This is a genomic window from Piscirickettsia salmonis LF-89 = ATCC VR-1361, assembly GCF_000297215.2.
In the GTDB taxonomy this organism is placed as follows: domain Bacteria; phylum Pseudomonadota; class Gammaproteobacteria; order Piscirickettsiales; family Piscirickettsiaceae; genus Piscirickettsia; species Piscirickettsia salmonis.
The window spans coordinates 1-20,241 of record NZ_AMFF02000067.1 but is presented as its reverse complement, the minus strand read 5'-3'; the positions used below and the strand labels follow the sequence as shown (position 1 = coordinate 20,241).

At 37.5% G+C, this 20,241-nt stretch carries 16 protein-coding genes and 1 pseudogene; 6 read left to right on the top strand and 11 right to left on the bottom strand.

Annotation, left to right across the window (positions count from 1 at the left end):
• Positions 1 to 124: 124 nt before the first annotated feature.
• The 3 genes from C200_RS06985 to C200_RS06975 form a co-directional block, all read right to left on the bottom strand.
• Positions 125 to 1,150, bottom strand: coding sequence for a hypothetical protein (locus C200_RS06985; protein WP_016210127.1), 1,026 nt, complete (start codon positions 1,148 to 1,150; stop codon positions 125 to 127).
• 93 nt (positions 1,151 to 1,243) lie between these two features.
• Complete coding sequence (locus tag C200_RS06980) at positions 1,244 to 1,507, bottom strand: hypothetical protein (protein WP_016210128.1); 264 nt, start codon at positions 1,505 to 1,507, stop codon at positions 1,244 to 1,246.
• 366 nt (positions 1,508 to 1,873) lie between these two features.
• Positions 1,874 to 2,692 carry a pyruvate, water dikinase regulatory protein gene (locus C200_RS06975; protein ID WP_016210132.1) on the bottom strand — a complete coding sequence of 273 codons (819 nt, stop codon included), beginning with the start codon at positions 2,690 to 2,692 and terminating at the stop codon, positions 1,874 to 1,876.
• 72 nt (positions 2,693 to 2,764) lie between these two features.
• Here C200_RS06975 and ppsA point away from each other — a divergent pair, with 72 nt between their 5' ends.
• Together ppsA and C200_RS06965 are read left to right on the top strand one after the other, a co-directional pair.
• Positions 2,765 to 5,137, top strand: coding sequence for a phosphoenolpyruvate synthase (ppsA, locus tag C200_RS06970; protein WP_129556442.1), 2,373 nt, complete (start codon positions 2,765 to 2,767; stop codon positions 5,135 to 5,137).
• 712 nt (positions 5,138 to 5,849) lie between these two features.
• Positions 5,850 to 7,277 carry an amino acid permease gene (locus tag C200_RS06965; protein ID WP_016210125.1) on the top strand — a complete coding sequence of 476 codons (1,428 nt, stop codon included), beginning with the start codon at positions 5,850 to 5,852 and terminating at the stop codon, positions 7,275 to 7,277.
• Between the two features lie 34 nt (positions 7,278 to 7,311).
• Here C200_RS06965 and C200_RS06960 read toward each other — a convergent pair whose 3' ends face one another.
• The 3 genes from C200_RS06960 to C200_RS06950 form a co-directional block, all read right to left on the bottom strand.
• Positions 7,312 to 8,334 (bottom strand): hypothetical protein, encoded by a 1,023-nt coding sequence (locus tag C200_RS06960; protein ID WP_016210131.1) that lies wholly within the window; start codon positions 8,332 to 8,334, stop codon positions 7,312 to 7,314.
• Positions 8,335 to 8,350: 16 nt separating this feature from the next.
• The gene (locus tag C200_RS06955; RefSeq protein ID WP_016210140.1) at positions 8,351 to 8,728 is read right to left on the bottom strand and encodes a hypothetical protein; all 378 of its coding nucleotides are present in this window, start codon (positions 8,726 to 8,728) and stop codon (positions 8,351 to 8,353) included.
• 841 nt (positions 8,729 to 9,569) lie between these two features.
• Entirely contained in the window at positions 9,570 to 10,262 is a 693-nt protein-coding gene (locus tag C200_RS06950; RefSeq protein WP_016210122.1) for a hypothetical protein, read from the bottom strand.
• Positions 10,263 to 10,870: 608 nt separating this feature from the next.
• Here C200_RS06950 and C200_RS06940 point away from each other — a divergent pair.
• Both C200_RS06940 and recJ read left to right on the top strand, forming a co-directional pair.
• Entirely contained in the window at positions 10,871 to 11,863 is a 993-nt protein-coding gene (locus C200_RS06940) for a hypothetical protein (RefSeq protein ID WP_016210123.1), read from the top strand.
• Positions 11,853 to 13,625 (top strand): single-stranded-DNA-specific exonuclease RecJ, encoded by a 1,773-nt coding sequence (gene recJ, locus C200_RS06935; protein WP_016210121.1) that lies wholly within the window; start codon positions 11,853 to 11,855, stop codon positions 13,623 to 13,625. The genes C200_RS06940 and recJ overlap by 11 nt, the downstream gene beginning before the upstream one ends.
• On the opposite strand, the gene C200_RS06930 is transcribed toward recJ, so the two are convergent.
• Positions 13,626 to 13,973 (bottom strand): DUF4286 family protein, encoded by a 348-nt coding sequence (locus C200_RS06930; RefSeq protein WP_016210136.1) that lies wholly within the window; start codon positions 13,971 to 13,973, stop codon positions 13,626 to 13,628.
• Between the two features lie 237 nt (positions 13,974 to 14,210).
• Between C200_RS06930 and C200_RS06925 the strand changes: the two genes are divergently transcribed.
• Positions 14,211 to 15,449 carry a cysteine desulfurase-like protein gene (locus C200_RS06925; RefSeq protein WP_016210133.1) on the top strand — a complete coding sequence of 413 codons (1,239 nt, stop codon included), beginning with the start codon at positions 14,211 to 14,213 and terminating at the stop codon, positions 15,447 to 15,449.
• An 89-nt stretch (positions 15,450 to 15,538) separates the two neighbouring features.
• Here the strand turns inward: C200_RS06925 and C200_RS06920 are convergent, their stop codons facing one another.
• From C200_RS06920 to C200_RS06900, 4 genes and pseudogenes are all read right to left on the bottom strand, one after another.
• Complete coding sequence (locus C200_RS06920) at positions 15,539 to 16,837, bottom strand: MFS transporter (RefSeq protein ID WP_016210141.1); 1,299 nt, start codon at positions 16,835 to 16,837, stop codon at positions 15,539 to 15,541.
• 33 nt (positions 16,838 to 16,870) lie between these two features.
• Positions 16,871 to 17,464 (bottom strand): annotated as a pseudogene (locus tag C200_RS16350) (queuosine precursor transporter).
• A gap of 136 nt (positions 17,465 to 17,600) precedes the next feature.
• Positions 17,601 to 18,152 carry a hypothetical protein gene (locus C200_RS06905; protein WP_016210137.1) on the bottom strand — a complete coding sequence of 184 codons (552 nt, stop codon included), beginning with the start codon at positions 18,150 to 18,152 and terminating at the stop codon, positions 17,601 to 17,603.
• A gap of 226 nt (positions 18,153 to 18,378) precedes the next feature.
• Positions 18,379 to 19,617 (bottom strand): MFS transporter, encoded by a 1,239-nt coding sequence (locus C200_RS06900; RefSeq protein ID WP_016210134.1) that lies wholly within the window; start codon positions 19,615 to 19,617, stop codon positions 18,379 to 18,381.
• Between the two features lie 176 nt (positions 19,618 to 19,793).
• Here C200_RS06900 and C200_RS06895 point away from each other — a divergent pair, with 176 nt between their 5' ends.
• Entirely contained in the window at positions 19,794 to 20,084 is a 291-nt protein-coding gene (locus C200_RS06895) for a PAAR domain-containing protein (RefSeq protein WP_016210130.1), read from the top strand.
• Positions 20,085 to 20,241: the final 157 nt, after the last annotated feature.

Genomic DNA, 20,241 nt, shown 5'->3' with positions numbered 1-20,241 from the left:
GATCAAGATTGAATTAATTTTGAGACAGCGCTTAGTCAAGTAATGAAGTCAATGTCAGAAACTATTCGTTGAGCGCTATACAATAGTCAAGTCATATGTAAGTTAAGCCGTTATGTATATTTTATTATTGAATTTGTGAGGCTGCGGCTGCCCCTTCAAGATCCCATGATTGAACTTGAGCCAAGGCAGTCGTACGCCGATCAAAAAGCAGGCACGCTGCTGCTTCTGAAGTTTCGTTTTCGTCTGTTGCCAGTTGCGAGCGGAATTGTTTCAGTAGCTCAGATTGCAAATTAACCCCTTGCAAATCATAAAAACGCTTGATACCGTCTAGCATGTCGGACAATACGAACTCAATATCTTCTTTGGCTTGCTCTTGCTTAAACAATTTTCTAAAACCGCTATAGCTGTCTAGTTGTTTGGCAAAGCTTTTCAGCTCATTAAGCATGTGTTGAATATAGTGTTCGGTTTGGTTTGGCTGATCCAGAATAGTCTTGGTATCTATTAATAAAAGATTATTGATAAGTATTGCAATTTTTTTAAATCGATGGGCTCTACTATTAGTAACTGAAATTTCGAAAAACTCTAGTGTTGTATTATAAAGATCTTTATAAGCATCAAGCCATTTATCTAACGATTGGATTAAAATGTTTTTTAGTAAGAGAACTTCCTCTTGTTGAGGGGTTAAGCCATCGATCTCATTACTGCTTACACGACTAAAATCAGTTAAATATTTCTCTTTAAATTTTCGAGATGGAAGTGAAGTAACGTAGTCATCATAATTATGAAAAGAAACTTTGTTATCGAGTAAACTTTTTACTTTTTTATTTCTCGACCGATCATCACTTTCACTTCTGATATTCACTATTTCAAATTTGTTTTTTCCCTCTTTTATTGCGCCGACTTTATAAATTGCTTCTTTATAATAGATTACAGATGTTTTTTTAAATCCTTTTTTATCTAATTCTTTCATCAAATTTTCTGCAAAATTTTCTGCATAAGATGCTATTAATTTTATCTGTATATTATTTTTAGCATGGTCAGGGAGGCTCTGGCTGAGTAGTTGAGCAATGTCTTGGTAGCTAATATCCAGAGAGGCATTTATTTTCGAATTATAGAAATGATCTCCTGGGTGGAAAATAATCTGTTGCAAATGCTCATCAGTGAAGGCATTGCCTGAGTCAATGTAAATTCGAGTAAATGGCCCAGCTTCATTTAAAGCCTCTTTTACTATATTATCAGCAATTTACTTGTTTGTTTTATCTGGATTGACTTGCCATTCAGCCGGTGCGTTTTCTGTGTAGGGGAAGTTTAGCCGTATAAAAGGAATTTGGTCCTTAAGTAAAGATTTCCTTTTATGCTGGATATACATATCAATGGTATATTTACGACTTAAATCTTTATCTTTTTGTGAAAAAAAAGATTTTTTGAATGAAGTACAGGCAAATAAGGGAGTTTGGATGTTACTGGCAAGAAAAGATAGATAGATCGATTGATGAAACTTAGGCATAGTATTTAAACCTTGATTGAAAATAAAACAAAATAAAATAAATCAATTTAGCTTTTAAAATTAAGATAACGAGTATTTTATTCTTATTTAAAAGTTATAGTAATCTACTAGAAAAGGGTTTAATATAAAACATTTATAACTGTTATTATAGTCTTTTGTTTAACTTTTTTAATTATTTGAGCGTATTATTAATTTTGCTGCAGAATAGAATAAGTACAAGTTACAAGCGAGTATTATTTTAACGAGTAAAGTTATGATGAATAAGACTGGACTGTTGCCAGTCTAGCCTTAAACAAGGTGATTAATAGGGCTTAATTTTGCCGGTAAAATTTTCGCCGGTAATCTTATAGTGTAAAATTCCAGCTTTTAATCATTATTTTGCTTAAAGCCTTTCAGGGAAATAATGCGTGCTGATAACTCTTCTATAGAGCGATGTGTGGTGTCTAAGGATGGGATATTATAGCGTTGAAAAAGTTGATTAGCATAGCGCACCTCTTGACGGCATAAAGCAGGATCGGCATAAGCACGAGTGGAACGGCGCTCTTTGCGGATGGCGTGTAAGCGGCCGGGGTCAATAGTTAAACCGATTAATTTATCTTGATAATCTTTTAATGCATGAGGCAATGAAGTATCGAGAAAATCTTCGGCAACCAGGGGGTAGTTGGCCGCGCGGATACCATATTGCAGAGCAAGATATAAGCAGGTTGGCGTTTTGCCTGAGCGTGAGACACCGACTAGGATAACATCGGCTTTTTTATAATGCTTAAGGTTCGTGCCATCATCACTGAGCATAGAAAAGTCAACAGCTGCAATCCGTTGATTATAGCTCTCTTCAGCCATAGGCTTACGTGCCAAGCCGATGGCATGGGTCGATGTTTGGTGAAAAAATTGCTCAAGTTCAGTCAAATAATGTTCAAATAAATCAAGAACTAAGGCGTCAGCTTGCCGAATAATTTGGCACAGTTCAGGTTGAACCATGCTGGAGAAAATCAGTGCTTTCTGGCCATATTGCTCTGATTTTTGATTGATCAGCTCATAAGTTTGTTGAGCTTTTAAAGGCGTATCAATAAAGGGTAGGGTATACTTATTAAATTCTAAGCCGGGGAACTGGGCGAGTAAGCTTAAGCCCAGGGTTTCTGTTGTGATTGCGGTAGAATCTGAAATAAAAAAGACAGGGTACTTCATTTTTACACCAATTTCGGGTAGTTTTCCCTATGTAACCAATTTCCACGCACAAAAGCAAGGAGACCCCTTAAAATGATGCAGTGCAATTTCGTTGTTCCACTTTCTAAGGTTAACCGTGAAGATGTGGCCCATGTTGGCGGTAAAAATGCCTCACTTGGAGAAATGCTTCAACATCTCACCGGGTTGGGTGTAGAGGTTCCTTCAGGAGTGGCAACGACTGCCGCTGCGTTTCAATACTTTCTCGCTGAAAATGATCTAGCTGAGAAAATTAGTGAAGCGCTCATGGGCTTAAATGTTGATGATGTTGATGAATTAACGCGTGTCGGCAAACAGATTCGTGAGCTGATTTTAGCTGCGCCATTTCCAGCAGCTTTAGAGGAAGAAATATTATCGTCGCTAAAAGTATTTATTGATAGTGAAACGATGCCGGTCGCTGTGCGTTCTTCAGCGACGGCAGAAGATTTGCCGACCGCTTCGTTTGCCGGTCAGCAGGAGACATTTTTAAATGTGCGAGGTTATCAAGAGATTCTCGCGAAAACGAAAGAAGTTTATGCTTCTTTATATAATGACCGAGCGATCGCTTACCGCGTGCATCAAGGTTTTGCTCATGAAGAGGTTTCTATTTCTGTCGGTATTCAACGAATGGTGGAAAGTGAAGTTAGCGGCGTGATGTTTACGCTGGATACTGAAACTGGCTTTGATGATGTGGTCTTGATCAATGGTGCCTATGGTCTGGGGGAAAGCGTGGTACAGGGCAGTGTGAGTCCTGATGAGTTTTATGTTTATAAGAAAAATATTCACGAAGGTCGTCCGGCAGTATTACGGCGGACCTTAGGCAGTAAAGCATTGCAGCTGACCTATAAAGACGGTGGTGGCATCATCGAGTCTGAGGTTGAGCTGGCGCAAAGCCAAGTTTTTTGTTTAACAGATCAAGAAGCCGAAGAGCTCGCGCGTTTTGCTCTGTGCATAGAAAAGCACTATGGTTGCCCGATGGATATCGAATGGGGTAAAGACCAAAACGATGGTAGGTTATATATTTTGCAAGCACGTCCTGAAACGGTGCAAAGCCAGGCGCAAGTGATTGAGCGTTATCAGCTAAAAGAGCAGGGCAACATATTATCTTCTGGGCGCAGTGTGGGTAAAAAGATTGCCTCCGGTCGTGTGCGTTTATTAAAAAGCTTGCAGGATATGAAGAACTTTCAAGCCGGCGATATTCTAGTGACGGATATGACAGATCCTGACTGGGAGCCGATTATGAAGCGCGCAGCGGCAATTGTGACCAATCGTGGTGGGCGCACTTGTCATGCGGCAATTATTGCTCGTGAACTTGGTGTACCGGCAGTGGTTGGTTGTGGTGATGCAACGGCTGAGTTAGTAGAAGGTCAGATTGTCACGGTGAGTTGTGCAGAAGGCGATACCGGTTATATTTATGAGGGGGCTTTAGGCTTTGATGTACAGGAGATTAACTGTGAGGCAATGCCAAAAATCCCTGTCAAGATTATGATGAATGTAGCGCACCCTGAGCGTGCTTTTGCCTTATCACGTCTGCCACATGAAGGGGTGGGTCTGGCACGCTTAGAGTTCGTTATTGGGCGGACTATTGGCATTCACCCACAGGCTTTATTAGAGTACGATCAGCAGCCTGAGGCGGTTAAAGCAGAGATTGATGAGCGTACAGCGGCCTATGGCTCGCCAGTTGACTTTTACGTTGAAAAGATTGTTGAAAGTATTGCAACACTTGCCGCAGCGTTTGCACCGAAGCGAGTGATTGTGCGCTTATCTGACTTTAAATCGAATGAATATGCCAATTTATTAGGTGGTGATGTGTATGAGCCACATGAAGAAAACCCAATGATTGGCTTTCGTGGTGCATCGCGTTATGTCTCTGATAGCTTTAAGCCGTGCTTTGAGCTAGAGTGCCGTGCCTTATTAAAAGTGCGTGAGGAGTATGGCTTTAAAAATGTTGATGTGATGGTGCCGTTTGTGCGCACGCTCTCTGAAGGTCAGCAGGTGGTTGAGTTATTAAGTGCGTACGGCATTAATAAGTCGCATGATATGAATTTACATATGATGTGTGAGTTGCCTTCAAATGTGATCTTAATCGATGAGTTTTTAGATATTTTTGATGGCGTATCGATAGGTTCGAATGACCTAACTCAGTTAACTCTAGGCTTAGACCGCGATTCTGGCATTGTTGCGCATTTATTTGATGAGCGTAACCTTGCCGTCAAACGCTTACTTCAGCAGGTGATTTCACGTTGTAAAGCGCGTGGTCGTTATGTGGGGATTTGTGGCCAAGGTCCATCAGACTATCCAGAACTTGCCAAATGGCTGCTTGAGCAAGGTATTGATAGTTTGTCCTTAAATGCGGATACGGTATTGTCTACGTGGTTGGCACTGGCGAAAGAAAAAGTACCAGCTGCGTCAGAGGTTGACGTTATCTAGCGCCTACATTATAGGTCAAACGTTTAAACGTTTGATGGTCTACTCTATTGATAGTGAAGCCGCTTGCTGTTGTTGGTAAGTGGCTTTTTTGTTCTTACGATTCGCATGGCTTTGGTGTGGTTTACTCCTCATTTTGATTCAGTGCAATCTATCTGAGTTAAGTAAATTTAAGTGTTTTTTCTTGGCTAATGCGAGCTATTTTTTTGCTGTACTATGATGGCCTGATTTTCTTCATGCTGATCTGTTGACAGCCTCCTTAGCAAAAGTTTATAGTGAACAACGTGCAGTTTTCGTTTGTTTGTATTTAGTATTTTAGTTGAGGTCAACGTTGTAAAATGACCAAATATAGTGTTGTGTCCTGCAAGCCAGGCTTTATGTCACAAGTTTGGAATGTCTAGCGATTAATTGAGTATATCTATAGTATTGAGGTAAATATATGTCCCGTTCTTTATGTTGTTATCTATCTTCAGGTTTCTTATCTTTTCTTTTTTTATCTTGTGATTCTTACTTATCATTTAAAAATCAGCCTAAGTATTTGTTAAAACAATTAAGTAATTAATTGGTTTTAAGTCTTATTTTATTATTGCTTGCTGAAAATTTCTCTAAATCAAAGTATTAGGGTGTACAGCAGAGGGTTATTGTTAAGGTTGATTGATTTTAGGTTTTAGTTTTAGTTTTAAAATTTAAGAATAGCACATAGGGTAGTTTAGATATGTTAGTTAGAAATTTACGTGCAAGGCACTTAAATATGATTGCCTTGGGTGGGTCGATCGGTACAGGGATTTTCCTTGCCAGTGGTTATGCCATTCATATTGCCGGCCCAGGAGGGGCTTTAGTGGCTTATAGCTTAATTGCGATTATGGTTTATTTTTTGATTACCAGCTTAGGGGAAATGGCAACTCATCGGCCAACAACAGGGTCTTTTTGCGAATATTCATCACGTTATGTCGACCCTTCATTTGGTGTGGCGATGAGCTATAACTATTGGTTTAATTGGGCAATTACCATTGCTGCGGAAATTTCAGCAGCGACGATTATTATGAAATACTGGTTTCCTGATATATCTGCAGTGATGATTTCTGCGCTATTTTTTGGTCTTGTATTTTTTGTCAATTTATTCTCTGTGCGCGTTTATGGTGAAACCGAGTACTGGATGTCCTTTCTTAAAGTAGCGGTTATTGTCGTTTTTATTATTTTATGTTGTTTTTTAATCTCGAAAAAATCAGAATTTGGTATTGCCAATTTTACTATTGCAGATGGTCCTTTTCATAATGGTTGGCTGGGTTTTGCCTCGGTTTTTTTAATTGCAGGCTTTTCATTTCAAGGTTCAGAGCTCATCGGTATTGGTGCAGGTGAAGTGAAAGACCCAGAAAAAAGTATTCCAAAAGCGGTGCGGACTATTTTTTGGCGTTTAGTCTTATTTTATGTATTAACAACGTTGTTTATTAGTCTACTGGTACCTTTTAATAGTCCGGCCTTAGCAAATCAAGAGAGTGTCGATTCGAGTCCATTTACTTTGGTGTTTCAAAGTTATTTTGGCTATGGCTTTGCAACGAATTTAATTAATACGATCATCTTAGTCGCGGTGGTATCTGCGGCGAATGCGAGCATGTATGCTTCAACGCGAACACTTTGGTATATGGGAACAACCGGTCAAGCGCCTAAATTTTTTAGTAAAACAACAAAGTATGGCTTGCCGGTTTATGCGTTATTAGCCACTGCAGCAATAGGTTCAGTCATTTTCTTATCGTCTTTAATTGGCAATGGCCGTATGTTTACTATCTTGCTGACAATTTCAGCCTTGTGTGGTTTTATCGCTTGGTTTGGTATTGCCTTGAGTCATTATTGTTTTCGTAAATATCATTTAAAAGGGGATTTATCTGCTTTAAAATATAAAGCGAAATTATTTCCTTATGCGCCAGTGATTGCGATGGTAATGATTGTGGTGATTGTTGCTGGGCAAATTTATACGCTAACGGGTGATATTACTATAGGGGTTATTTTACAGCAATATGGTGCTTTGATCGTCTTTATTGCGATTATTGTCTTGCATAAAATTTTTTCAAAAAAGCACATGCAGATTGTTGATGATAAAGTGACTTGGGTCGGTGCAGAGACTGAGAAACTTCCTATTAAATAAAATAAAGCACAGGGCCTTCCTGGCCCTTATTTTATTAATTAGATTGGCTTGGTGAAGCACTATGTGAAGAGGATGATTGATCCGACTGTTTCTCGGCAAAGTAGCTACTGAACATTTGGCTAGATTGGGGGTTACTTTGGTTTCTTTTTAAGGTTGACATTATATCATTGAATAGACTCCCATCTTGGTTATTACTACAACTTTCAGCTGCTAGACTTTCAGATCCTTGCCCTTTTGTAGCTTTTCTTTCTTCCTCCATATCAGTAATAACACTGTTTAGGTCTTTAATTTTATTTTTAAGCTCTTTAACTTCACAGGCTACTAATCCCTCACGAAAATGTGTGGTTACAGATGCTAACTTTTCATTGAAATCTGTATGTAGAGAGTAAATTTTTGTTGTAAGGTTGCTTTGTTCTTTAAAAATTTCTCTGAAACATTGTTTGATTGAACTCATTCCTGTGTTTAATTGAACGTCTGGGCATGTGTATGTATTAGGATGTTCTTCAAAGTCACTAACTAATCTTTCTATTGTACACCTTGATAGTCTACCTAAATCTGCTACAGCTCCTCGAATGCCTTCAATTTGATGTTTATATTTTATTTGTTTGCTCTGTATTAATTTTATTTGTCTCTCAGACCATGTTGTTAATAAATAGATATTAGTTGGGGGAGTCCACTGACTAGTTTTTTCTATTGACTCTAAGTCAAATGATTTAGATATGCTCGCACACTTCATTATAATTGATGAATATGAATCAAGCATTTTTCTCGTTGGCTTGGTTTTTTTCTGAATAATAGCTGATAGGTGTTCTTTGATTGACTTGATTACTGCATTTAGATGAAAGCTTGGATTGGATTTTCCATGAGGATCTTTTCTATAATTATCTACTAGTTCTTTGATTGTTAATTTTGATAGATTTTTTAAATCTTCCAAACTTTGTTCTAGCTCAATGGGATGTTTTTTATATTTTTCCTTATTTTTATTTATATGTTTTAAAATATATATAGAATTTGTTTCTATATCTTTTATATCGGATTCTTTTAGCCATTTGTTCATGATTTTTCACCTAATACTATAATTCTTTTGTGTATTGTCTAAATTTACTTGGAGTATATGGTTTTCTTTTTTTTGGCTCTTTTTTCTTTTTCCCTTGTATTAAATTGTGCCGAGAAACTCGGCTGCTTTGTAATTTAAGTGACATTCGAGACAGTGATTCGTGTTGCTGTAAACAGAAAATCCTAATCTCCTGGTACTGTAGATATGCTGCACTAAATATTTCTGTACTGTTTAATAGGTCTATTTTTTCTTTATATATTAAGTTAATTTTATCTGCTAGACTATTTTTTAATCTATTTAATTTATAATAGTGGCGATAAAAGCCAACACTTGCTGTAAGTCTTAAAGAAGCACGATTTTTTGAATATGAAATCTGACCTGATGCTTTTAACATTATTTTTATCCTGAACAAAATAAACTTTATTTAATAAAATCACTTGAAATTTATTTGTGTTATTTTTTAATAAAAATATTCATCATTTACTTAGTTAATTTACATATTATTAAAAATAATATTATCACAAAATTACTTTTAATTATTAATGTTTATTGTTAATTTAACCATTCTTTGTATTAATTTAACTTTTCTACTGATAAAATAAAATAGAATGATTTTATCACCTTGATAGGTTTTAACTATTTACTACAAGCATGCTATATAAATTGTTTTTATTGTTTATTTGTCTGTGTGCTTGCCTATGGTTACCTATCGTTTAGGCTCGGTAGAAGCCGCTCAGTTAGCAGGCAGTTTTTATATGATTATTACTCTGTCTTCATCAATATTAATATTACAGCATAGTCTCAGCCATCCTTGTCTTTGATAATGTTTTCGGGGTATGGATATTGGAATGCTAAGGGTATCACTTAGAAAAACGACGCTACCAAGTGCATCATAAATCGCTTGCTGGTTTTTGTTGCTATCATTGTATATTTCGGTATGTGAATAAAAACGTATAGAGCAGTTATAGTCAGGAACTTTTGATGTCATTGCTGTATGAGAGTTAGAGCCTAATAGCTTTGCGTCATAATTAACTTCGATGGTGATTTTAGCTGTATTATGTTCAAACATAAAAAAAAGAATAATAGGAGGGTTTACCTATGCTATATACAGGAAATTAGAAGCTGTTGGTGTTTTTGATTGCTTGATCTAAATTTTGTATAAAAATATAAGCCAAGGTTTTATAGGATTTTATATTGATACTCTGGCTTATATTAATTAGTAATCTTATGCTTTTTTATATTGTGCTCATAAGTTCGACATTTGCCGTCATTTCAACTTTTGTTGTAACATTATTGCTGTTGTTGCTAATATCCCTTTGCTCGTTATTGGCACTGCTCATTACAAAACTTTTGAGCATAATAGGCTGCATACGTGGGATATTATTATTGTGCCAATACTGTACAGATTTTATTTTGAATTGTTTATTTGTTAATTTATTATATGATGTTATTTCTTGTTGAATTTCTTTATAGAGCTTTAGGCGCATTTTTGCCCATTTTTTTTCAAATTGATTTGAAGTTGGGCTGTAGCTAATATCGACAACTTTAAAGCTCATGCCCGGCTTTTCATAAGACTGATAGCGTGAGGTGAGTTTATTAATATTTTTCATGGCTGCCCGTTGAACAATAAGTACTTTATATTGTGGCAGCCCTGAATCAGATTTAGTCTGCATGACTTGTTCAATACGGGCTTTTTTTTCTGCTTTTAATATTGGTGCTAAAATTTCATCAAACGAGTGTTTATTGTCTGTTGAGGTGATATTTGCTAGTACAGATACTTTTGCGCTATGAACTTGCACATGATTTTCTTCTTTAATTGAAAACTTAATGATTTCATCATTATTTTTGGTTGGGTTAGGTCCAGGTGCAGCAAGAATTGGAGTGATTAGTGTTGTAGCAAGCAATAAGCAGGATAGTTGGTTTTTCATGAAAGCATCCTTATTTTATCATCACGGGGCTTTAGCATGATAAGTGAATTATAATACTGATTGCAAGAGGGGGGATTATATAAAAAATAAAATAATTGAATTAATGAATGAAATATTCTGGCGACTATTTTTTAATGAGTAGGTGGTGGCGCAGTTTTATCAGTAAAATAGAATATGAAAAAGGCCAGGCTAATAAATGGGTTATGCTTATGTACCACTTATCGAGTAAGCGGGTTTTAATTTGCTTTGGCAGCTTACGGTAAAGAAAAATAGAAAGCAGTAAATAAATATAAAAAGTAGGTAGATGCAGCTTAAAAATAATAGAAAATATAACAACAGATAGCAAAAATATAATTAAACTTGAAGAAAAATAGACTAAAAATCTAGAAAAACATATTTTGTACTGTTCATTTGAGCTGGGGCGCATCGTTTGGATTATCCTGCTGTTATGTTTTTGAGGGTGGTGCGTTTTATTTTATGTTATATTAAGAGAACATTAAGTTCAAGTTGGCTCATTGGTTAGGCTTAGCTTTAATAGAATATGTTAATATATGTGTGAGTTTTAAATTATCTGGTTTTATTTTTAAATAAAAAGAGTTTGAGGCATTGTGAAAGTCATCATTCCCATGTTGCTTGCTGGTGATCATAGACAGCAGCAAGAGGTGGATCAGTACTGTCCTTCTTTATTGGCTTTGCTTGGTTATGCACGCCAAGTATCGTCTGGGCAAGAACCGATTGCTGAATTATTTGCAAGTTTTAGTCGCTCATCACTTTCATTAGAGCGTGATTTACCTTTAGCTGCTGCGACGGCTAAGGGTTATTCATTGCCCGTGGCTGCAGGTTGGTTGTATGCTGACTTGGTAAGTATCAGTGCGGATCAAAATGGTTTGTATTGCCAAGGAAGTCTTGCCTCTCAGTTAACTGACCAGGAAAAGAGTCTATTGCTTGATGAGTTGAATCAGTTTTTAGCTGAGGATGGGTTAATATTGTATGATTGTGATCAGCATTGGTTGTTAGCCGCTGCTCAGCCTGTTGAATTACTCACTCGTGATTTAACCAGCGCTCAGGGGCAGCCGGTACAAATTGATGAGATTACAGGCACAGATGCGAAATATTGGCGGTCTCTACAGGCAGAGCTCGGTATGTTATTGCAGCAAAGCACCGTTAACCAGCGGCGTCGTGATCAAGATCTTGTGACAGTAGATACTGTATGGTTATGGGGCAGTGGGCAATTATTATCAGCAGATTATCCATTAAATCATACGCGAGTGTTATGCTCTGAGTCGAAACTCGCTCAAGGGTTGGGTCAGTTTTGTGGGGCAAAGCAGGGGGTAAGTCATGCGCTTGGTCAGGGAGTGACTTACTATAATGACTGTTGCCAGCAGGCCGTGCTTGCTGGGGATGATAGAGTATGGCAAAGCACCTTGGTGGAGTTAGAAAGTCGGGTATTCAAGCCGCTATTACAGCAGCTTAAGTGTGGCCAGTTAAAGCAGCTAGAGTTGTTTATTGATCAAAATATCGCTTTTTCAGTCACACATTGGGGTGTGAAAAAGTTTTGGTGCCGTCCTAAATCAGTACAGAGTTATCGTAATGGAAATTAAAATTCAAGCGCGGACGCGCTGTGAGCAGACCTTTAACCATGCGCAAGGTTGTGGCTTAACGCCGTTGCTTGCTCATATTATTGCCAACCGTGTGCAAGGGCAAGGTTTAGCCTTTAACCGGATCGTTGATCCACGCTTAGCTGATTTAACCGCGCCTAAGCAGTTGCAAGATGCGCAAAGAGCGGCACAGCGTATTGTTCAGGCGATTAATAACAGTGAGGTGATTGGCGTATTAACAGATTATGATGTTGATGGTATTACTTCACATGCAATTATCTCACGGGCGTTCACCGATTATTTCCAAGTGCAAGCCTCACAGCTTCAGCACTTGATTGGTCATCGGATGGAAGATGGTTACGGCGTGAGTGATGGCTTAACGAATAAGATTCTATCTAAGGAGAGATTGCCTGAGCTGATTATTACTGCTGATTGTGGTTCTTCTGATCAGGTAAGAATTGCCCGGCTGGCGGCAGCGGGTATTGATGTGATTGTTACTGACCATCATGCGATTCCAGCAGAAGGTATACCGCAGGCCGCATATGCGGTTATTAACCCGACACGCGATGATTGTGAATACCCGGATCGAGTGATCGCCGGTTGCATGGTGGCATGGTTATTGATGTGTCAGGTGCGGTTAGAATTACTATGTGATGAAAGTGTTGCAAATACTCAACTTGTTATTCCTAAGTTAAGTGGCTTATTGGACTATGTCGCTTTAGGAACGGTCGCTGATGCGGTATCGCTATTTAATGCGACTAATCGAGCTGTGGTAAATACTGGGCTTCATGTGATGAATCGTTTAGAACGTCCCTGTTGGCGAGCGATGAAGCAGTTGTTAAATCGTCAGCACGCCTTTGGCTCGGAAGATTTAGGCTTTCAGTTAGGACCGCGTATTAACGCTCGCTCACGAATGGCCGACCCTTATGCCGCCTTGCGCTTTTTACTGGCAGAAACAGATAGTGAGGCAATGGATCAGCTCTTATTGTTAAATGCTGATAATGAGGATAGAAAATTAACAGAGCGTCAAATGCTGGAGGAGGCAATCTGTCAAGCGGAAGGTTGCCTTCAGCAAAAGTTACTGTCAATGACTGTCTATGCCGAGAGTTTTCATGCTGGGGTTCAAGGGATTGTGGCCTCACGTTTAGTCGACCGTTATGGGCATCCCTGTGTGGTATTTTCACCAACCAATGACCCTGAAAAATTAAGCGGTTCGGCGCGAACGATTGCTGATGTGCACATTCGCGATGCCTTACAGTATGTTGCTGATCATACTGAGGGAGTTATTCTGGCATTCGGTGGTCATAAGGGGGCGGCGGGGTTAAAAATTGCTCGTAACCGTTTAGAGGAGTTTCAAGTTTGTTTTGATCAGGCGATACGGCGACAGCTTGATGTTGAGGAGTTATACCCTGTGCGCTTAAGTGATGGCCCATTGTCTTTGGCGAAGCTTGACTTAGCTGCCTTTGATCAGCTTGAGCGTTTGCAACCGTTTGGTCGGGAGTTTGAAGGGCCGCAGTTTGAAGGCTACTTTAATGTTCATAGCGTACGTTTAATTGGTAAAGAAAAAATTCATTTAAGCTTAGAATTCGAGCAAGATGGGCTTTACCGTCAAGCGGTTTGGTTTCACGCCTTAAGTACTGAAGGTGAGGCAGTACCGATATGTGCGGGTGATCATGTGCATTGTTTATATCGTTTAGCGGCTAATGAATTTCGTGGTGAACGCCGCTTACAGTTAATGGTAGAAGTGTGTTTGAAACAAGGCTGATTACCTAATGTTTAATGATTCAGGTGTAAAAGATTGAGAGATTTTTAAAATATTACGGGTAGCACGAAAGTGGTTACCAAATTTTTTAATACCGTCATCACGCATCGGTTTGGCATAATGGTCAAAGTAATATTGTAAGCTTTGTTCAGAGTCAAGTAGGTAAAGTGCAGTTAGATTTTGAGTTGGTGTTTCATTATTTATGTTTATATCAGTTTCAATATCATCACATAAATCAGCCTGTAAAAAGCCTGGAAACGAGAGCATTTCTTGCATATGAGGAATTAACCAGGCTTTATATTCATTGAAAATATTAGCGTCAATAGTTAAATTTACTTGGTAAATAACCATATTATACTATCTTCCTTAATTTTAATTGGTAGCTATCGCTATAAATCATCTTATTATTCTGAGTATTTTATGGAGATTGTGTTAAAACTGCAAGGTTATTGGCTTAAAATAGTTGAATAAACTTAAACTATAATAGGCCATGATAGATATAATATAAAGCGCTTGCATCTATACAGGTGATATGCTCTTATGCATAGGTAGATAAGGCACGTGTATTTTCAATTTAAGGAGGAAATAATGCAACATGCTTTGGATGTTCAATCATTACGTAAAAAATTCCCCGCACTATCTCGTCAGCACAATGGCCGAGAAATTATCTTTTTTGATGGTCCGGGCGGCACACAAGTACCACAAACAGTTATAGCGGCAATGTCCAGTTATTTAATGCACTCTAATAGTAATTTAGGTGGGGCTTATATCACTAGTCAGGAAACTGTTAATGTGTTAGCTAAGGCACGAGATGCGGCAGCTGATTTATTTAATGCTCAAAGCAATGAAGTATTCTTTGGTGCGAATATGACCAGCTTAACGTTCTCAATGAGTCGTGCACTTGCACAGACTTGGCAAAGGGGTGATGAAATTATTATTACTGAGCTTGATCATGCTGCGAATACATCGACATGGCAGCAAGCGGCTCGTGATGCAGGAGTGAAGGTGCGGGTTGCTAAGGCAATTTTTCCAGAGTGTCGGTTAGATATGGAATATTTTAAATCTTTGCTAAATGAAAAAACACGGCTTGTTGCCGTGACGCATGCTTCACATTTGGCTGGGACTTTAGTTGATGTTGAAAAAATAACTGCACTTGCCCATGCGCTAGGTGCCTTAGTTTATGTGGATGCTGTGCATTTTGCACCGCATTGTAGTATCGATGTAAAAAAAATTGATTGCGATTTTTTGGCATGCTCTGCCTATAAGTTTTTTGGCACCCATGTTGGGATTTGCTATGGCAAACATCAGCATTTATCATCTTTAGTGCCTTATAAAGTCTGCCCTGCTGCTGAGATTGTACCAGCCAAGTTTGAAACCGGGACACAAAGTTTTGAAGGCTTAGCGGGGATGATTGCAGCCATTGATTATTTAGCAGGCCTTGGAACCGGGGAGTCACGTCGCCAGTGTTTAGTCAGTGGCTTTGAAGCATTATGTGCCTATGAGCAGCAACTTGCTGAATATTTTTTAAATAACCTGAGTGGTTTTAGTGGCTATCGTTTGTATGGTCTTAGCAAATTAGCAGAGGTTAACGAGCGTACGCCAACATTTTCTTTAACCTTTGACCATATAAAACCTGCGGTTATTGCTGAAGCATTAGGGCAGGCTGGAATTTGTGTTTGGCATGGATTATTTTATGCAGATTTATTGGTTAAATCCACAGGGCTTGATCAGCAAGGGGGAGTCTTACGCATAGGCTTAACTCACTATAATAATTATGAAGAGATAGATGCTTTTTTTGAAGAGTTAGCGCCGATTATCTCAGCTTAATTAATTTTTTTATTGGCAGTTACTTTGTTAAAGCTGACTTTCATACAGTCAGCTTTTATTTATTATATTAATTTTATATTCAAATTAATTTAAGCCAATTGAGATTGGCTTGCCGGATGAGTTGCTTGTGAGCTAAGGTGTTTATTTGTAGTTGATTTATATTTACCCAATAAAATTAAAGCGATTAACGAAATTAAACACATTGCCATAAAATAAATGCCTGATGCAAATTTAAAATGTACTTTTTCATGTAAGTAAATCGCAACCAGGGGAATGGAAGAACCAAAAATTGCCACAGCTAAATTATAAACAAAGGAAAAAACTGTGATGCGAATATGGGTTGGATATAAACTTGCCATGAAAACAGCATTGAGTCCTAAATAAGGTGATAGAACAGTGACAAATAATAATTGGCCAACAATAATCATGACTAAGGATTGTTGTGACATTAACCAAAATAGAGGTAAGGTAGTAATGATAAGTAAGCCAAGGCCGATATAAAGTACTTTTTGAATGTCATAACGGTCGCCGACCTTTGCAATTATAGGAATCAGTAAAGCGATGAGTAATGTTGCAATAGCATTGATAAAAGTAGCTTTAAATAAGTCTGCGTGAATAAATGTTGTCATATAACTAATTTGATATATGAAAAAGTAAATTCCAGCTGTGGCACCGGCAGGTATAAAAAAAGATAAAAATATTATTTTTTTGTTACTAGATATGTAATTTTTTTTATTTTTTAAACTTTTTTCTTTTTCATTAATTTTATTGAACTCATCTGGTTCAGGAAGTTTTGAGCGCAGCTTAATTAAATAGATACCACAAAATCCTGAGATTAAAAAAGGTACTCTCCATCCCCATGAAACTAACTGATCATGAGGCAATAAGAAACTTAATAATGAAACAACGAGGGCGGCAAAGAGGCTGCCAATAAGAGTTGTTGATTGAACTAATGCACCTAAATATGATTTTTTATTGCTTTTCCTCTCAATTTGATAAGATGTTGAGCAAGTAAATTCTGCACTAATAGCAAGGCCCTGTATGAGGCGCAATAATATAAATAATATTGGTGCTATAATGCCTGTTTGACTGTAAGTCGGTAGTAGTGCTATACAAAATGTGGAGATGGTCATGATTGATATTGAAAGTAATAATACTTTCTTTCTGCCATGCTGGTCGCCGATCCTACCGAGGATAATGCCACCAATTGGGCGCAGTGCAAAGCTTAGAAAATAAGCACTAAAAGCAAAGAGTAATGAAGTAAGAGGGTCTTTTGTTGGGAAAAATAAAATGGCAATAATGGGTGTAAGTTGACCATAAATACTATAGTCATACCATTCTAATGCATTACCGCCTGTGGTTGCTAAATTGGTTTTTATCGCGTTCATGATGGTGTCTTCTTTTTTAGATTAGGTTAGTTTTTAGCCGATGGAGAATTTAAATGGGTTAAAGTTTGTTTTGGTATCGTATACGTCCATATGCTCACGCTGTTTAATAATATACGTTGCAATATAAATAAATGGCAGTGCGATAATGTTAAAGCAGATTTTATAGAAAAAAGCAAAAATAAAAAATGGCAAAATGCTAGAAATTGCATCCATCTGACCTGACCAAGCAATTGTATAAGCAACAATTTGATATGAAAACTCTCCTGCCATTGTTGCAGAAATAATTCTGACACCGAAGAATTTTCCTTTTAGTTTTAACTTTGATCGAGAGAGTACGTAGTCATTGACAACTGTTCCACAAATGATGCCAATTACATCGCCAAAGGTATGAATAGGTAGTTTGCCAAATAGAAGCTGGTAGGCTTGATTGCTTTGATGTCAGGCAGGTAAAGTAGGTAATGAGATAATAAAACTGCTATATATAACAGATGCAGTCATTGCCGTCATACCTATCCACATCATTTGTCGAGAACGTGCATAGCCATATACCTCTGTGACAATATCTTGTAGAATAAAAGCAATTGGAAATATAAAAACTCCTCCACCAATTGGAAAGTTATCTGGCATAAAAGGAAATTCCATAGGAATTAACCTTAGGTTCAAGTAATTTGTTGAAATGCTGATTGTTGCATAGATAACACAAAAAATATGGAAATACTTCATTGGTGTTCTTTCCGTCATTAATGTGATAAAAGGAGAGTTATTAGTGTTCATTGTGTCCATTATTTTTTTTATTGCTTATTAGGTTAGAATTAATTGATGAATACATAGCGCCTAGTTGCAATGCCGTTTTATATGGGATAAGTTGAATTAAGTCAAAATGTTGATTAATTTCAGATAAGGCAATTCCTTTTCTGGTTTCTGTGTTTTTTACTTTAAAAATTATTTCAGGATTTTCGGCTGAGTGAAAGCTGATATAGTCTAACTCAATTAATTCATCAGTGGGTTGGTGATTTCTCGTGATAGAAAAGTTAATGTTTTCATTTAAAGTGGAGTTATTATTAATGTAGCTGACAAGAAAACACTCAAGCGGAGATATTTGCTGTAAGAGCTCATCATCAGTAATGAGTTCTTTAAGTTGTATTTTTTTTATACCTCGGTTATATCTAACATGTAAATTAATGATTTTTCTTTGATCATTGGTAAACTCAATTGAAGAAATAGAGACAGGGTAAGTTTTTTGATGATAGTTAATAAAATTTTTTATTTCTCTAATAAATAATTTTGCAATATTAAATGTGTGTGATCTTTCCATGACTAAGTACCGTTCAGTTTATTTTTGAATTTTGAATTTAATCGTTATTTATGATAAATCAATGCGAAAATTACTCGATATAAATGTTCGGCCTTTTGGTGAGGCTGTGTTTTGTTGGCTCTTTGTAAAAGATAACATTGCAATGATTTCCCTATGCTAAATTTTAGTTATAATTAAAGGAGACACTATTGCGAATGTTAAGTACTTTGTCAAGAATTAGTCATTGCTATAGTTTACGTTTATTTTTAGTCACAAGTAGTAATATTAATGAAATAATAAGCATACTTACCGCTAGCCATAATGGCGCTTCTGGATAAAAAATGGCACATAAACCACCAGTAATTGCACCAATTGCATCGCCAAGGACACGTAATGAGCTAAATGTACCTAAAATACGACCTTGAATATGAGGGTTAACGGCATCGGAAATAAGAATGGTTGCAAGCGTGGTTGATAAAGCAATGAATAAACCAAGTAAAAATAAGGCTGCATATAATAGTGCTAAATAAGTAGTTATGATCATTAGGATAAGAAATATTGATAAAGCAATGGTGCTATTGAAAATAAGTTTATATTTATTGAAGCGTTTAGCAAGTAGTGGTACTAACCAAACTTCGCCAATAATAATACTGACCCACAGTACAAATAATGTTTTAGCAATTGCAAGGCTGGTCATTTGCCAATGGGCTGTAAGAAACAGCGGTGCGAATTGATAGGTTAAATCTACACTGAACATAAGTAGTAGAGCACTGAATAGTAGCCATTTAATATGCTGAAGCCGTACAGTGAAAATGATATTATTCATGGCAGTAATCAGTAAACTAAATAAAGAAAATGCTTGATGAGCTTTATTTTTGATTGGATTAAAGGTTTCAGTAAAGAAAAAATAAGTGGCGATTAACGTGAATAAGCTGAGTAATAAGGCAATGAAAAATGGTGTAGCATAGCTAAAACCTAGGTAAATCGTTTTATCTGAAAAAACACCCGCGAGAATGGGGCCGATGATAAAACCACAGGTGCCAGCTGCATTGATTAAACCAAAGCTGGTGTATTTACTAATCTTTGGGCTAAGGTCTGCTGCTGCAGCACGGCAAATGGCAACATTGCCTTCTGCAAGTCCGGTGAATAATCGAGCAAAAAGAAAAAGTCCAAGATAGTGCTGGTAAACGGCAATTGCACTTATTGCATAACCGATGGTTGTTAGTAGTAAAGAAAGAATTAAAATTTTGCGTCGTCCCCAATGATCTGAAAGATCACCTAAGATGGCAGAGCCTAAAAACTGGCCGATGGGGTAGGCAGCGAGTAATGCACCGTACCAAATCATGCGAGTGGCATGAGTATGTAAGGAAAAAGCCTCATTTTTTAGCAGCATCGGAGCAAGAATCGGATAAGGAATTGCCAAACCGATGAAGCCAAGTAAGGTGATTAATAAAATGGCGGTGAGTTGTTGCTTTGCTTGGGTCAAGGTGTGCTCTATTATTTTGATTGATTGAGTTTGATGAAATTTAAAGCCAAAAATAAAAATGAAGTAGTGAGAGTGCTACGCGGGTTAAAGCTTGTCAAGTGAATATCACCAGGTTATAGTGCGTCTTGTATTTAACAAGAAAATTTAGCAAGAAAAATCAAAACAGGGTAGTGATTATGGGACAGGTACGGCCTGCTGCGCGTAAAGGTGATTCGACGACTGCGAATGTTGCAAATATTGGTGTGATTGGTGGTCACTTGATTGGTGGTTCACCTGATGTCTTTATTAATAAGCAGCCAGCAGCACGAGTGCAAGATGCTGGTCAGTATTGCATTGCTGTAATTAATCAAGTGACAGAGGGTGCACAGACGGTCTTCATTAATGGCAAACCGGCGGCAAAAAAAACATCGAGTATGAGTTTATCTGGGCAGGTAACTTCTGGTTCAGCCGATGTTTTTCTTGGTTAGTTTAGACGATTATCGACAATGATATAAGCATGATGGGAAACTTAACTGCATTCACGTGCTATTACGGTGGCTGGAGCGCTTTTTTTGGTGGCTTGTTGATTGTCGAAAAATAGCATTGCCGTGTCATCGCTGGCTTCCTCCGCTGCGAGCCATGGAG

Excerpts from the sequence above, each read along its gene's own strand:
- C200_RS06955 (WP_016210140.1), bottom strand. The coding sequence starts at position 8,728 with ATGTTAAAAGCATCAGGTCAGATTTCATATTCAAAAAATCGTGCTTCT.
- C200_RS06905 (WP_016210137.1), bottom strand. The coding sequence starts at position 18,152 with ATGGAAAGATCACACACATTTAATATTGCAAAATTATTTATTAGAGAA.
- C200_RS06920 (WP_016210141.1), bottom strand. The coding sequence starts at position 16,837 with ATGAACGCGATAAAAACCAATTTAGCAACCACAGGCGGTAATGCATTA.
- C200_RS06930 (WP_016210136.1), bottom strand. The coding sequence starts at position 13,973 with ATGGTTATTTACCAAGTAAATTTAACTATTGACGCTAATATTTTCAAT.
- C200_RS06980 (WP_016210128.1), bottom strand. The coding sequence starts at position 1,507 with ATGCCTAAGTTTCATCAATCGATCTATCTATCTTTTCTTGCCAGTAAC.
- C200_RS06925 (WP_016210133.1), top strand. The coding sequence starts at position 14,211 with ATGCAACATGCTTTGGATGTTCAATCATTACGTAAAAAATTCCCCGCA.
- C200_RS06895 (WP_016210130.1), top strand. The coding sequence starts at position 19,794 with ATGGGACAGGTACGGCCTGCTGCGCGTAAAGGTGATTCGACGACTGCG.
- ppsA (WP_129556442.1), top strand. The coding sequence starts at position 2,765 with ATGATGCAGTGCAATTTCGTTGTTCCACTTTCTAAGGTTAACCGTGAA.
- recJ (WP_016210121.1), top strand. The coding sequence starts at position 11,853 with ATGGAAATTAAAATTCAAGCGCGGACGCGCTGTGAGCAGACCTTTAAC.
- C200_RS06975 (WP_016210132.1), bottom strand. The coding sequence starts at position 2,692 with ATGAAGTACCCTGTCTTTTTTATTTCAGATTCTACCGCAATCACAACA.
- C200_RS06950 (WP_016210122.1), bottom strand. The coding sequence starts at position 10,262 with ATGAAAAACCAACTATCCTGCTTATTGCTTGCTACAACACTAATCACT.
- C200_RS06960 (WP_016210131.1), bottom strand. The coding sequence starts at position 8,334 with ATGAACAAATGGCTAAAAGAATCCGATATAAAAGATATAGAAACAAAT.
- C200_RS06965 (WP_016210125.1), top strand. The coding sequence starts at position 5,850 with ATGTTAGTTAGAAATTTACGTGCAAGGCACTTAAATATGATTGCCTTG.